General features: G+C 44.8%; 15 protein-coding genes. 1 reads left to right on the forward strand and 14 read right to left on the reverse strand.

Annotation, left to right across the window (positions count from 1 at the left end):
* Positions 1 to 20 precede the first annotated feature (20 nt).
* The 3 genes from AC59JT_RS15230 to AC59JT_RS15240 form a co-directional block, all read right to left on the reverse strand.
* Positions 21 to 860, reverse strand: a complete 840-nt coding sequence (locus AC59JT_RS15230; RefSeq protein WP_497400433.1) for a DUF3667 domain-containing protein — start codon at positions 858 to 860, stop codon at positions 21 to 23.
* A 77-nt stretch (positions 861 to 937) separates the two neighbouring features.
* Entirely contained in the window at positions 938 to 1,369 is a 432-nt protein-coding gene (locus AC59JT_RS15235; protein WP_497400435.1) for a tail fiber domain-containing protein, read from the reverse strand.
* A 75-nt stretch (positions 1,370 to 1,444) separates the two neighbouring features.
* Positions 1,445 to 1,771 carry a hypothetical protein gene (locus AC59JT_RS15240; protein WP_497400437.1) on the reverse strand — a complete coding sequence of 109 codons (327 nt, stop codon included), beginning with the start codon at positions 1,769 to 1,771 and terminating at the stop codon, positions 1,445 to 1,447.
* Positions 1,772 to 1,956: 185 nt separating this feature from the next.
* Here AC59JT_RS15240 and AC59JT_RS15245 point away from each other — a divergent pair, with 185 nt between their 5' ends.
* Positions 1,957 to 2,367, forward strand: a complete 411-nt coding sequence (locus AC59JT_RS15245) for a hypothetical protein (protein WP_497400438.1) — start codon at positions 1,957 to 1,959, stop codon at positions 2,365 to 2,367.
* 93 nt (positions 2,368 to 2,460) lie between these two features.
* On the opposite strand, the gene AC59JT_RS15250 is transcribed toward AC59JT_RS15245, so the two are convergent.
* The 11 genes from AC59JT_RS15250 to rlmF form a co-directional block, all read right to left on the reverse strand.
* Complete coding sequence (locus tag AC59JT_RS15250; RefSeq protein WP_497400440.1) at positions 2,461 to 3,399, reverse strand: PepSY-like domain-containing protein; 939 nt, start codon at positions 3,397 to 3,399, stop codon at positions 2,461 to 2,463.
* A gap of 160 nt (positions 3,400 to 3,559) precedes the next feature.
* Complete coding sequence (locus AC59JT_RS15255) at positions 3,560 to 4,180, reverse strand: tetratricopeptide repeat protein (RefSeq protein WP_497400442.1); 621 nt, start codon at positions 4,178 to 4,180, stop codon at positions 3,560 to 3,562.
* Positions 4,168 to 5,334, reverse strand: coding sequence for a hypothetical protein (locus tag AC59JT_RS15260; RefSeq protein ID WP_497400444.1), 1,167 nt, complete (start codon positions 5,332 to 5,334; stop codon positions 4,168 to 4,170). Before AC59JT_RS15260 ends, AC59JT_RS15255 begins: the two co-directional genes overlap by 13 nt.
* Positions 5,310 to 7,481 (reverse strand): urea transporter, encoded by a 2,172-nt coding sequence (locus AC59JT_RS15265; protein ID WP_497400446.1) that lies wholly within the window; start codon positions 7,479 to 7,481, stop codon positions 5,310 to 5,312. Before AC59JT_RS15265 ends, AC59JT_RS15260 begins: the two co-directional genes overlap by 25 nt.
* Positions 7,481 to 8,842, reverse strand: a complete 1,362-nt coding sequence (locus AC59JT_RS15270; protein ID WP_497400448.1) for a hypothetical protein — start codon at positions 8,840 to 8,842, stop codon at positions 7,481 to 7,483. Before AC59JT_RS15270 ends, AC59JT_RS15265 begins: the two co-directional genes overlap by 1 nt.
* A gap of 3 nt (positions 8,843 to 8,845) precedes the next feature.
* Entirely contained in the window at positions 8,846 to 9,898 is a 1,053-nt protein-coding gene (locus AC59JT_RS15275) for an ATP-grasp domain-containing protein (RefSeq protein WP_497400450.1), read from the reverse strand.
* A 23-nt stretch (positions 9,899 to 9,921) separates the two neighbouring features.
* Positions 9,922 to 10,164 (reverse strand): PqqD family protein, encoded by a 243-nt coding sequence (locus tag AC59JT_RS15280; protein WP_497400452.1) that lies wholly within the window; start codon positions 10,162 to 10,164, stop codon positions 9,922 to 9,924.
* Positions 10,165 to 10,220: 56 nt separating this feature from the next.
* The gene (locus AC59JT_RS15285; protein ID WP_497400454.1) at positions 10,221 to 10,598 is read right to left on the reverse strand and encodes a response regulator; all 378 of its coding nucleotides are present in this window, start codon (positions 10,596 to 10,598) and stop codon (positions 10,221 to 10,223) included.
* A 96-nt stretch (positions 10,599 to 10,694) separates the two neighbouring features.
* Positions 10,695 to 11,390 (reverse strand): LytR/AlgR family response regulator transcription factor, encoded by a 696-nt coding sequence (locus AC59JT_RS15290; RefSeq protein WP_497400456.1) that lies wholly within the window; start codon positions 11,388 to 11,390, stop codon positions 10,695 to 10,697.
* Between the two features lie 17 nt (positions 11,391 to 11,407).
* Positions 11,408 to 12,571, reverse strand: coding sequence for a sensor histidine kinase (locus AC59JT_RS15295; RefSeq protein ID WP_497400458.1), 1,164 nt, complete (start codon positions 12,569 to 12,571; stop codon positions 11,408 to 11,410).
* A gap of 212 nt (positions 12,572 to 12,783) precedes the next feature.
* A complete protein-coding gene (gene rlmF / locus AC59JT_RS15300) occupies positions 12,784 to 13,737 on the reverse strand; it encodes a 23S rRNA (adenine(1618)-N(6))-methyltransferase RlmF (protein ID WP_497400460.1) in 954 nt (317 codons plus the stop codon).
* Positions 13,738 to 13,809 lie beyond the last annotated feature (72 nt).

Genomic DNA, 13,809 nt, shown 5'->3' on the forward strand with positions numbered 1-13,809 from the left:
GATATCCGGATTCATGCCTTTTATTTATACCACAAGGGTAACATAATGTAAAAGCGGATAAAGGTGAACGAGATAACCAACCAAAGGCCAATGGCAACGGCTCCCGACAGGATCGACTTTGAAATACCTAAAAACGTATTTTTTTGTCGAGCCACGCCGTGGTATACAATGGCAATATAAGTGGCGTGGATAGCCAACATGAGCCACAAAACGGTTTGGTATAACTGCGGGTCGGGCACGAAGTGCATCAACGGGGTAAATATAAAAATGGAGAGCAGGTTGAGCACCGAGTTAACGAAGGTCATCACCACCAGGTTCTCTGCATAATTAACCGTCCGCCAGTAAAGCAAAAACATAATAAGTGCAATGAACGGCGTGCTTATGCCCAAAACTATGTTTGTTTTGGTATTCATAAAGTTCATTACCGATGATGAACGTCTGGCAATCATATCGTAATTGGCTTTATAGCGGGCACGTTGCTCAGGCGTTTTTACAGAAGCCGGGTAACTTACATGCTGTTGTTCGTCGGTGATGCTCTTTACCCTGTCGAAGGGTTTAAAGAAAGCGTTGGACAGCACATAGATGCCCAGCACAATAAAGAAAAAACTAAAGGGGTTAAAATACTTTTTATGCCTGCCATCCAGGTACTTGCGTATGGTGGTGCCTGGCTGTGTGAACAGGGCCTTGATCAGATACAAAAAACCTTTATCGGCATGCGTAAACGCGTGGAAAACCTCGTGGGCGATATGGCCCATAGTCATGCGCTTATGGGTATTGGTGGGTTGCCCGCATTTGTAGCAAAACCTGTACTCGGTATGCAGCGGCGTCTCGCAGTTTAAGCAATTAGCGGGTATTGACATATCAGTTTTTTGTTACCCGAAAAGTACACAATTGCTTTTAAATAATAAAGCCGCTTTATGGGCGGCTTTATCGGTTTCTATTTCACTTTAGCTTTCAGCGCCTGCACTTCTTGCTTCAGTTGTTCTATCTGGGCTTGTTGCTCTTTAATGGCGCCAACCAGCAGCGGCACTAGCTCGTCCACATCTACTTTATTGGTGGTTATAGCCCTGTGGTTGCCCTTACCTGCGGTTATCCAATGATTGTCGGTTTTTACAACCTCGGGCAATACCTGTTTTACATCGTCGGCATTAAAGCCAAAATTGCGGCCTGCCGGCAGTTTTAATTGTTTGTGTTTGCTGTTATCAAACTCAAAACTTAAAGGCTCCAATTTGGTGAGGTAACTCATGGGGTTATTTACCGGGCTTATGTTTTTCTTGATGTCTTTATCGCTTACGTTTTGGGCTTTTGCCGCATTTATAGTGAAAGCTACGGCTACTATAGCCATGGCTGCTTTAATTCCAATTTTCATGTTTAAATAAATTTTAATTGATATTCAATAGGGCCGATACCCTTAAACAGGGCCGGCACGGTTTAACTTGTATAATTAAACCTGAAAATTGGGTGGCGGGGTAGCAACCGGCGGATACCAACTCAAATGATGATCATCTGCCTCGGTGTAATATTTAACCGGAAAAGTATAAACGGCGAGCTGTGCGGGCATCATATCATTAAACACCGCCCAATACTCACGTATCTCTATGCGTTTGGCTTCGGTTTCGCTGGTATCATTGTTTTGATTGCTCGCCTGGTCGTCGGTAGTCACTGTAATGTGTGCTTTTAAAAAAAGGCATAGCGTTGATATGCCCGCTGTCTCGATGATAGAGAACAGGCATAGCATTACAAAAAGATATTTTACGCCGCTTAGCTTCATTTTTTATTGCCGTTGCAAATCATACAATAATAACCAATAGTGCTTAATTAGGTGTGTATTTATAACCAAAATCATAAAAAATGGCATAATTGCAACAAAATGAAATTTTTATTAAAAAAAGGGGTAACAAAAGCGGGATATGCTTGATATACTATCAAACAAACCAAAAACAAAAATTAAAAGTCATGAGAGCATTAATATTAACCACCGCATTAGTTTTAGTAAGTATAGTAAGCGCATTAGCCCAGGAAGCCAAACCGGGCCAGCCAATAGGCGGCATTGTTGTTAAAGGTGGCCAAAACCCAAGGCCAAAAGATAATAATCGCGGAAACGTTAGCCCCCTATATAACGCCAGCGGCTATGAGACCGTAAACCCTATGGCCGGCAAAATGATTGACAAAGGAAGCCAAACCAACCCTTATTTCCAGGAAAACCAAAATGAGGGCGAAATAGCAGGTTTTGTTTCCGGCAACCCTATTGGTGGCATTATTGTAAAAGGTGGCAGCAATGGCGGTCCTAAAGCTATAACATCCAATCCGCTTTATACTGGTTCTGGCTCAACAGGCAGCAACCCACTTTATAAAGGCGATAAATAAGCTCACCCTGCATCTAACCTAACGATACAAAAAAGGCCGGCATCTCTCGCAGATGCCGGCCTTTCAATAAACCTGATCATTATTAATTATTGCCTAACGTACGGGCAATGCTTTTATAAATGTGCCGCTGGCATTAAAGCGCAGCGCATATTTGGTATTGTTTGCGGTGATGAATACATCATACTCTTCTATCACGCCGTTTTTACTGGCCGAAAACGCTTTATCAAATACATAAGCCGGGTAGGTTGTGCTTAAATATGTTGTGATAGCGGCAGGCAAAGCGGCTTGCGTTACCGACGTGTGTTTGCCACGCACATTGTTTATCTGCATACGTTTAACCTGTACGCCTGCTGCACTTATCGCGGTAGCAAACAAACCATTGTTTTTGCTGATGAGGATATAATTACCATCGTGCGCTATGCCGGCATGCAGCAAGGTATCGGTAGCGTAAGCCGCAACAAACGTAGCCTTAACTACAGCAGGTATGGCCGACAATGCAATAGTATCGGGCCTTGCACCGCCACGTATCTGGAACGGGCCGCCCGGGTGCCAGCCACGGCCACCTTTTAAATCGGCCCCGGTGCGCTGCTCCAATACGCTAACAAACACGCCAGCCGCGGTAAATTTTAAACCTACCGGTGCGTTGTTAAACTTAATGGCAACAACATAGTTGGTAACTGTACCGGTATTGTCGGTTATTTTATGAGCCCTGATAAAAGAATAGCCGGCATAGTTGTCGATCAAATAAGTGGTGATAGCTGTTGATAGCGAAGCGAAGGCCACCGTGTCTTTCTTCCCGCGAGGACCTACGCAATTAAGCAGGTATACGCTGTCTTTGGTCGATTCGGTAACACCGCTTAGCGCCAATGAATTTACGCTTGCTACCGCGATGGCGCCCGAGGAAGCCGCAACTGCTGCTATTCCGTTATCGTCTTTTGCGTTAGTGTCGCCAATGGCACCTTTCTGGCAGGCACTAAACAGACTGATTCCTGCGGCCAACATCATTAGGGGGTAAATACTTTTCCTTTTCATAGTTCTTTAAGTTTAATGGTAATTTCTGAGTCGATACAACACTGTTGTTTTGTTGAGATGAAATTACCTACCCCTTACCCCTAAATAAAAAATGTGCCGATGAAGGCACATTTAAAACCGATGAATGAAAGTCGGATCGTATTACGTAGCTAATTATCAACTACTTTGACTTATTTAAACCATCGGTACTTGATGCGTCGTCTGGTTTGATCAATAGCGCTTTTTCAAAAAAAGCACGAGCCTCGGCTTTCTTACCCAGCATCAGGTTTGACCATGCCAGCATGTGGTTCCCGTCATAATCAAACGGATATAAATTAATTACCACTTTAAAGCAATTAATAGCCGAGCCATACTGTTTGCGATTATAATAAACCACCCCGGCCCAATAGTTAGCCTGTGTATTTTGCGGATCTATTTTGATAATAGCCAGGTATTGATCTAACACCTTATCCCAGCTTTGTAAAAACGAAAGCGGCTTAACGTAACCAAACTTAGCTTCGATAGCAACGGGCCTGGCGGCAATTGCTTTGAGATAATAATTTTGCGAAGCCGGATAGTTTTTGTTCAGGTAATTTAACCAGCCCAGGCGCACGTTGATCTCGTAATTGCCATCAGAGTAATACGGTGAAATATCGTTTATTGCAGCGGTGTAGTTTTTATTCGTTTCATTAGCATAGCTATTGCGGAAAGCTTTTTGCAATACGGCATTGGTTTGCGCCTTTACCTGGAGCGTGGCCATGGCCAGCACGATGATGAGAACAGGTTTTTTTAAAATTTCCATAGTATTCCGGCTGTTATAGAGTTTTGATTATAGATATAATTATGAGTGAAGTCTGTTTTTTGTTCGTAAGTGTAGTTAAGCTGTAGCTGCGCATGTTTGCCTAACTGGTAAAAAAGCGATTGACCGGCTTTTACCTTGGTAACGTCGATAGCGTTATAAACATACAGCCCGTCGGCATCAATAAAACTATCCAACGTGCCGATGTTGGCCGAGCTTTCGGTCCACAAATTTTTGGCTATTTTAAACCCAAGCGCAGGGCTAAATACAAAAGTACTGGTGGAACCCTGATCATTGTACGAACCTTTAACAGACGCATACAGATCCAGGTTACCAAACGGATAAATGGTTGCCCCTGCACTGTATTGCACCAACGTAGTGCCTATCAGGCTGCCAAATACCGCATCGCCCTGCAAACTAAAATAAGCGCCGTTATAGCGTAAACCGGCAAAGGCAATGTGGCTGTTATACTGGTTGCTGATAAATTGGGTATGCAGGTAATGGTAGCCGCCCATTAATACCAGGTTGCTTTTAAGCGCGTAGTTTAGTTTGCCGTAGTATTCCAGCTGGCTGTTCTCATCAACATTGGCCCTTGCCGGTTGGTTGCTATTATTAAGCATTTGCTTGTAATAAGCTACCGACTGATCCAACCGCAAGCGCCAACCCAACCTGTTACTCAGCGAAACGCGTGTATAATTGGCGCTGCCGCGATAAGTGTTATCCGGTATTTTAAAGCTGTTCTCTAAACCGGCGCTAACCAACCCAAATGCCGAAAGACCTTCGGCTTTTAAAGTTGCGCTATCTAAATAGGATGCATGTACCGAAGCGCCAGATTCCTGGTTTAAATACCGGCTGCTTAAGTAAGCATAGTAGCGCGCAGCGGGATTATATGAATCGCTTTTGAGCACTACGTCATAATCGCGCAGCGCGACACCGTAGTCTCCGCTTACTAAGTGGGCGTAACCCAAACGCTGGCGAAGGCCGGGATAATCTATGCCTTTATCAATAGCCTGCTGCCCGGTAGCCAGTAACTGTTCCCAATTGCCGGCCAGGCTTTGCGCGTTGGTAAGGCTATCCACCTCGGCAAATGTTTGCGCTTTAGCCGTGTTTATGGCCAACAGCAACGCTATAACTAATAGGTATTTTCTGTTATCCATTGGGCTTCAATTTTTTTATTGTTGAGGGTTATGGTGAATGCTTTAAGCGTTCCGTGTTCAAGCGTCAACTGCGCGTGCATCGGTGTTTTAGTGCTGCCAAATACTTCGCGGGTTTGCGATGAATACACGCTCACACCCCAGCCATTGGCTTTTGCATGGCTTTGATAAGTTAGTTTTATAAATTGGCAGAATGGGGCCAGTAGATCATGCAGCCATAACGTGGCTTTATCAGTAGTTAGCTGGGTTGGATATACATCGTTAACGGCAATATCGGCATCGGCAGTAAATACAATTTTATAGGCGGCCAGGTAAAAATAATACAGCAGCGAGCTTTGACTACCGTAAAAACTTGTAAAGTAAAACGAGGTTCCGTTATTGATAAAATAGGCGGTAGCGCCGGTTGTTTTACTATAGATATAAGTTTGATTCCAGGCATCGGTAAATACTTCCAGGTACTCGGGCTCATGATCGGGGGCGGTTAGTATAGCCATGTAGCCGGGCTGAAATTTGAAAGCCTGTTTTATGGTCGCGTTAATAGCGATCTGGCTTAGCTCGGCACCTTCCGTAGGAATGCTGAAAGTTTTTAATTTGCTCTGGCCGTCGCTGTCATCCAAATAATAAGCAAAAGGATAAGCCAGCGTTTTTGACCCTATGTAAGGTGTTGCCTGCACCTGGAAATGCAAATGTGGCTCGGGCGAACGGCCTGAGCTGCCACACATGCCCAACACATCGCCTTGTTTAACCACATCGCCGGGTTTAACCTTTACCGAACCTTTTTTAAGGTGCGATACTTTGCTGTATAAACCGGTAACATGCTTAATAACTACGCTGTTTCCCCAGTTATCCAACAGGTTTACCTGCCCTATTTCGTTATCTTCTACATGGTTTACCACTTCTTCTACAATGCCATCGCCGCAGGCTAAAACAGGTTTGTTGTAGCAGTAAAAATGCTCCGGGCGCGTGCCGGGATATTTAAAAGTTTGCTGCTCTTCGTCCTTGATTACAAAATCAAGCGCCTTGCCCCATTCCTGTTTGTGGGTAATATCGCCATCATAGCCCTGCGATACCGACCACACGCCCATAAAGGGTAAATGCAGGTTAAAGTATTTCAGATCTTCCAAACGTTCTTTGCCGTTTAGGTATTGGTACAGATTACGCTCGGGCGAATAATGCTGCAATGGCGTGAGTTGTAATTTCCCGGTATTGATACGCAACCTGAAAAAGCCCAGGAATAGGATAATAACCAAACAAAACGGCAATGATAGTACCGGCAGATCATACATGCCAAAAATTTTGGTGCTTGCGTTTATCAGCACAAATACTACCGGAACCGCCAACATGGCCCATAGATACGAGCGTAATGAAGGTATCAAAAAGAAACTTCCTAATGCCGCCGATGCCATAACCACGTTGCTGCCTAAATGGTAATAACTTATTCCTTCGGGATAGGTATAGGTAAGCGAGTTGAGTAAGCAAGCGCTGATAAATGCCAGTACGATCAAACTAAATTTGATACGCGAATGGATGATCAGCCCCAAACAGATCACAATGCCCGATATCACATTATTTTGAAATAATACCGCGCTCAGCGACCTGAAGAACAAACTAAGTAACGAAGGTATCTGCACAAAGCTTAAAGCGCCGGGGAAGCAATAAGGCATGCCCTCGCCGGCGGTGTACATTTCATTGATGATGGCACTGTTGCTTTGCGCCAGGCCCATGTGGTACACACTGTTTACGGCAGATAACACCAACCAGAATGTTATTACAAACGGGAACGACAGTAAAGGAAATCCTCGTTTACCCAGCGATGCAGCCAAAACCACGCTCAGCATGGTTACCGCTAAACAAGCAACGATCAGCCAGATAAAAAACGAAAGATTGAACGCGTAAAAAGTACCGAAGCCGATGCCTAATAACAAGGCATTAAAGCTGTAAAAGCCCATACGGGTGCTTTCACGATCATAGCCCAACAACGAAACTAAACTTACAGAAAACATCACGCAAGCCAACCCGGCAGCGCCCGCAACCGGGTTAAAAAACGACGCCATAAGCAGCAATACACCCAGCACCTTATTTTGCGAAAAAAACAAGATGGCATAACTATTAATGATAGCCTGGATGGTAAAAGCAATTTTCCTGTTCACTATTCCTTATTCGTTGTTAAATGTGCGGGCATCCCTTCCGGGGTTTCCATGTATTCCAAACTTTCCGCTTTGCGGATGAGGTGGGTATGCAGGTTTTCATCTATCAAGACCACGGCAGGGCGTGTCATGATAAATTGCATCCACTGCGTCATGTTATAAGCGCCTACTTTATGCACCACCAGGTTATCGCCGGGGTTTAGCAGGGGCAGGTTAATGCTTTCGCGCACCACATCAATATTCATGCAAAGCGGACCGTAAAGCACCATGTTCTCGGCATGCTGGCCAAAATCCTGCGCCGGGCTGATTTGGTGATCGTACCAAAACGAAGTAAACAAAGTATTCACCCCAAAATCCAATATGGCGGCACGGCGGCCATCACTTAAGCGTTTATTAGCAACCACGCTGCCTACCAGGTAACCAGCATCGTCAATCAGTACCCTGCCGCTTTCCAATATCAGCATGGGTAACTCTTCCTGCTTGAAGCCATAGCTTAATATGGCCGATGTTATCGCGTCAGCAAAATCATCAACAGAAGGTACCGTGTCAACTCCCGGCAGGTAAGCGCCTTTTAAAGTATTGGTTGATGGGAAACCACCGCCCAGATCAAGGTATTGCACCGGGTTATTCAGTTGGTTTTTGCAACGCATGGCCAGGCTGCATAATTTGGTTGCCGCCACGCTGTAAGCATTAACCGATAACATAAAAGTACCGATATGGCAGTGCAGACCCACCAGTTGTAATTTGCCGGATGATACAATTTTGGTGATAGCGCTCCAGGCTTCTTCATTCTCAAAATTAAACCCAAACCTGTCCCATACCGGGTATACGCCGGTGTCCATATTTACACGGATGGCCACGCGCGGCTTTTTGCTAACTGTATTGCAAAGTTCCAGCAATAAGTACAACTCATCAAAATGATCAATATGTATTAGCGAATCATGCTCAATAGCCAACAAAAGATCCTCCCGCTGTTTCCCCGGACCATTAAAAATGATCTCGGCACCGGGAACACCGTTGCCTAATGCTTTGCGGTATTCCATACCCGACACCACCTCAGCCCAGCTACCTTCCTGGTGAAATATGTTGCAAACGGCGTTTATATAATTGGTTTTATAGCTCCAGGCAAATTGTACTGAAGGATAGCGTGTGGTAAAAGCGCGTACGGCAGCCCGGGTATTTCTGCGGATCTGTTTTTCGCTCAACACAAATAAGGGTGAGCCATATTGCTCCGCTAGTTTTTTAACCGCTACGCCGTCAATACTTTTTACAGCCTGTGTTTCGGGACGGGTGCCGAATTTGTTCATGGCACCGGCGTTCAGCTTTTTAATAAAAGGGCGCTCGTACTTTAGTTTCTGTGCCATCCCTTACAAATTAACTTTAGCTACAGATAATTCGCCGAAGGCAGAGAACTGTTGAAAATCGGCAATATCAGCCAAATGATCCCACGAATAACGAATGAACATTTTGCCAACTGTGTATTCTGTAAACGGCTCCACCTCTTCGCCCATGGCCATTTTAACCAAGGCGGCCGGTTGGTTCTGGCCTGCACCGGCAGTTAAATAGATCCATGCCGGGAAGCGTGGGTTGATCTCCATAATGTACAGGTCGCCTTCGGCATCACGCATAATTTCCAGCTCGAAGCCGCCTTTCCATTTGGTGGCGCGGGTAAACTGTTTGGCCAGCTCTATCAAGGCGTTATCCTCAATGGTAATACCTGCCCAGGCTTTGCCTTTATCGGTAATATATAACTTGCGCATAGGCACCACGCTAATGGCATTGCCCTCACCATCGCCCAGGCCGGCAATGTTTATTTCGGTACCTTTTATAAATTGTTGAGCTATTACCGGCAAGCCCCATTTGGCACTTAGCTGATGAAATGATTTTTGCGCAGCATCGGCCGTGTAGGCCACATAGGCTTCGTAAAATTTGCCTTTTACAACCAATGGATAGTTTAAGTCTTCAGCAGCATTGCGCAGATCGCTAAGTGAATTTACCCGCATATCCGCAGGCACTTTAAAGCCGTATTTTTTACCAAACTCGCCCAGGTTTACTTTATCGCGGGCGGCCAGTTGCTCGTGGCTAGGTAAAAAAGTTTTAATGCCCATGCTTTGCAGGCGAGGGGCTATTTTGATGTAATTATACAGTTCCGAATCAAAATTGGGGATGATCAGGTCAAGGCCCTCTTGCTGATGGATGTATTCCAGGCGCTCTACCAACGCTGATGTGCCCGCGCTTGGGTAAGGTACCTGATAAGTTTTATCAACCACGTTATCCAGGTAAATGCCCGGCTCAAGCGACTCGTAGCTTAAACCAATTACGGTTAAGCAATGCCCAAACTCCTCGCGCAGCGATCGGATAACGGCTACACCCGGCCCCGGGTTATCATTGGCGTTTAAGCCTGTAATACCTACTACCATAAAAATTTGTGTAAAAGTCTTCTCTATAAATCTATCAAATTAGCTTCTTTCAACTGCACTATCCAATCTTCCCAATCGCGCTCCAGCTGGTCGGCGCTTACTTCATACTTGTCTAAAATGCTTTGCTTAATATCTTCCACAGCGTCGCCGTTTTTCATGTTCAGCAAAATTTCGGAAGCCAGGGCATTGCCCGAAAATGAATCGCCGGTGGCGGGGTTAAAAACAAACCCGTTCTCGCTGGTAGCTATGTTCTTTTTAATTCTCATTTTTTAATTGGTTGATTGATTAGACGAGGGCAGCCTGTAATTCCTTCTGTAATTTATCAGGATGCCATCAGGTAATCCATGCGCGACGCCAGTACTTCCATATCAAGCGGTTTTATAAATAGGGCATCGCATTTATAATAATCCGCACGTGCTTTTTTGGTTCTGAAGGCGCTTACAATAATAATAGGTACGCCACTTAGTTCGACATCCTCTTTAAAATCGCGGCAGATCAGTTCACAATCGTTATCCAGTAAGAAATAGTCGAGGATGATCAGGTCGGGTTTCTTGGCTTTGGCCAGGTCAAACACCGAATATGGGTCGTAGGTTATCGATATATCCCAGTCGCCATAACCGGTTATTTCATCGACTACCGATAGGATACGGTTGTCCTTATCTAGCACCAGAATCTCTTTTCGCTTTTTTAACCCTTCCATAACACGTTCAATAAAGTTTAACAATTAAAAATCATGTTATTGGCACACATGCGCATACAGGTATCGGTAAATAAGGTTAATGTGTCGATAAACGCGCTAAGCCGACCAATGCTTTACCACATCAACATAACTACCGCCAACCGGTAATTCCATAGACGGTAGTTGCACCTTACGATTGTGGATAGATCTCACCTGGTCAATGGCCACGGCATAACTGCGATGTATGCGGGCGAATTGCTTTTCGGGCAGTTTCTCCAGCATGTTTTTTAGGGTGAGCAGGGTTAATATAGGTTTGGGGTTATTGAGCAGGTATATTTTAACATAATCCTGCATACTTTCTACATACTCAATATCTTTCAGGTTTATTTTTATGGTGCGATATTCGGAATGCACGTAAATGCTTTCGTCGCTTGTAGTCTTCTCGCGGGTTTTGTATTGGTGATAATCGATAGCTTTATTTACCGCGGCCGAGAAGCGATTAAAAGCAATAGGTTTTAACAAGTAGTCAAGCGCTTGCAGCTCGAAACCTTCTACAGCGAAATTTTTATAGGCGGTGGTAAATATCACCATAGGCTTATGTTCCATCGAGCGCACCAGGTCAATACCGGTAATATCAGGCATGTTGATGTCGATAAATAACAGATCGATCTTGTTGCGTTTTAAAAACTCGGCGCCGGATATGGCATCTTCAAACGTTTGCGCCATTTGCAGGGCTGCAAACTCGCCTACATATTTTTTGATGATCTCCAGCGCCAGGGGCTCGTCGTCAATAGCTACACATTTTAATTGCATAAATCAGGAATGAGCGTTTACGATTCGATTTCGAGGGTCACGGTAAACTTATTATTGTCGGTATCCACCGCTAACAGGTGTTTATCGGGATACAAGTGATTAAGCCTTTGGCGGGTGTTGGCAATGCCTATGCCCGTGCGCTTAGCCGCCGAACCATTTTCAACAATAGTATTCTGGCAAAAAAACTTGAGCTTGTTGCCGTTCACCATCAGGCGGATAATTATCTCGGTGGCTTCGTGTTTACTGATGCCGTATTTGAATACATTTTCAATAAAGGTCATTAACACCAACGGCGCTATTTGCTGATGTTGAATTTCGCCCTGCAATTCAAAATTGAGTTTTGTTTTTTTGCCCAGGCGGAGTTTTTGCAGATCGATATAGTCATTGATACAATCCCACTCGCTTTGCAGCGATACCAGGTTTTCCGAAACATCATCGGTAACATAGCGCATAATGTTAGATAGTTTCATGATACTTTCCGACGTATGCTCGCTATCCGTAACCGAAAGCGCGTAAATATTATTCAGCGTATTAAATAAAAAGTGAGGATTGATCTGTGCTTTTAAAAATGAGAGTTCAGCCTGGGCCTTATCGGCTTCGGCTTTGATGATGCGCTGCTCGGTAAGCTGCCATTTTTGTACTGTGCTTACACCCATACTCAGGCCCATTATCATAATAAAAATAAAAAGGCCCACCATATCTACATTAGCCATCGGCGGCTTGCCGGGTTGTTTAAACCGTGGGTCCTGCATACGCATGTCCTGGTGCGGTAGGGGGCCAAATGGTAATGCCTGGCTGTTTGGGGCCAGCGTATCAGCCATGTTTAAACCCGGTCCGGGCATTCCGGGCGGAACCATTGCAGGCATACCTTTACGCAGGTTATGGCCCAGCAAATTGTCAAAAGGCTTGATATAGTAAACCGATACTGAAAGCAATAAAACAACAGCGCTATACACCACATATTTTTTATGAAATACCAACCTTGGCACCAGGTACCAGGCATTAAGGTAAAACATAAACATATAGGTGAAACAAAACAACCAGTACCAGGGCGATAAAATGATTGCGAAGGATGCCGAACTATTCTCCTGCGTGCGGTTCATAAACAGCAGCGGAAAGCCCAGGAACACCAACCAACCGGCAGCATGTATAAAAAAACTGGTGATCTTTGAACGCGACATCCCGACTGTTTTAAAAATTGCCTTTAAATAAAGCGCCCGCTTACACGGGCGCATTATTGATAATAAAAACAAACATACCTACCTCAGCACTATACTCATCACACCTACCAAGGGTAAATATTACATATCAAAATTGCGGAAATAGGCGCTGCCCGCCAAGCAAGTATCGGTGAATGGTAGTTTTGTATAGATGAATGAACCTATCTACACTACTATCGCCAGCGTTTAACCCATTCGGCCTGTGCATCGGCATTAAAAAATGTCCAGGCTAGTACACGGCTTACCTTTTGGCCCTGGGCCATATTAATAATCTTTACTTCGGCAGCTTTATGGTATCCTAGTACTTTTTGCGCTTTGTCCAATGTTTCTTTTTTGGATACCAGCGTGGTAAACCATAGGGCGCTATCTACAAACTGTTTACTTTCCTCAACCATTGAGGTAACAAACTTACTCTCGCCACCCGGTGCCCAAAGCTCATTGCTTTTACCGCCAAAGTTTAAGGTTGGGTGTGGCGTTTTACCTTTACCCAGGTTTTCCCATTTACGGTTAGCCGTGGCCCAGGCCTCCTGTCGCGAGGCATGGAACGGCGGATTACAAACTACCAGGTCAAACTTTTCACCGGGATCTACTATGCCTTTAAATATCTCGGTCTTTTCGGTCTGCAGGCGACAATCAATGTTTTTCCTGATAGCAGGATTTGCCGCAAGCGTTTGTTTAAATGCAGTTAAGGCGAATGGCTCAATATCGCTGGCTACAAATTGCCAGCCGTATATGCTGTTGCCAAGTAAAGGGTAAATGCCGTTTGCCCCGGTGCCAATATCAAGCACTTTTATTTGTTTTCCTGTCGGGATGCTACCATTGTTGCTGTCGGCCAGCATATCGGCCACGTAATGCATGTAATCGGCCCTGCCCGGGATGGGCGGACACAGAAAGCCTTCGGGGATATTCCAGTTATCAATTTGATAAAAATTCTTAAGCAAAGCTTTATTCAACGCCAGCACCGCCTGCGGATCATTAAAATCAACCGAACGGTTACCGTATTGATTGGGTTTTACAAAATCTGCCAAGCCGGGGCTTGTTTTAATTAACGCGTCAAAATCATAGCCCTTACGGTGTGCGTTACGCTTATGCAGATTCTCTTTCTCGGTTGGTGTCCCTTTTTGCATGGCGCAATATACCGAATATAAAGGGGTACAAAAAAGCCCCGCAACGGCAGGGCTCCTTAATTGTTAAAAGGT

It is taken from the genome of Mucilaginibacter sp. A3364, assembly GCF_059690715.1.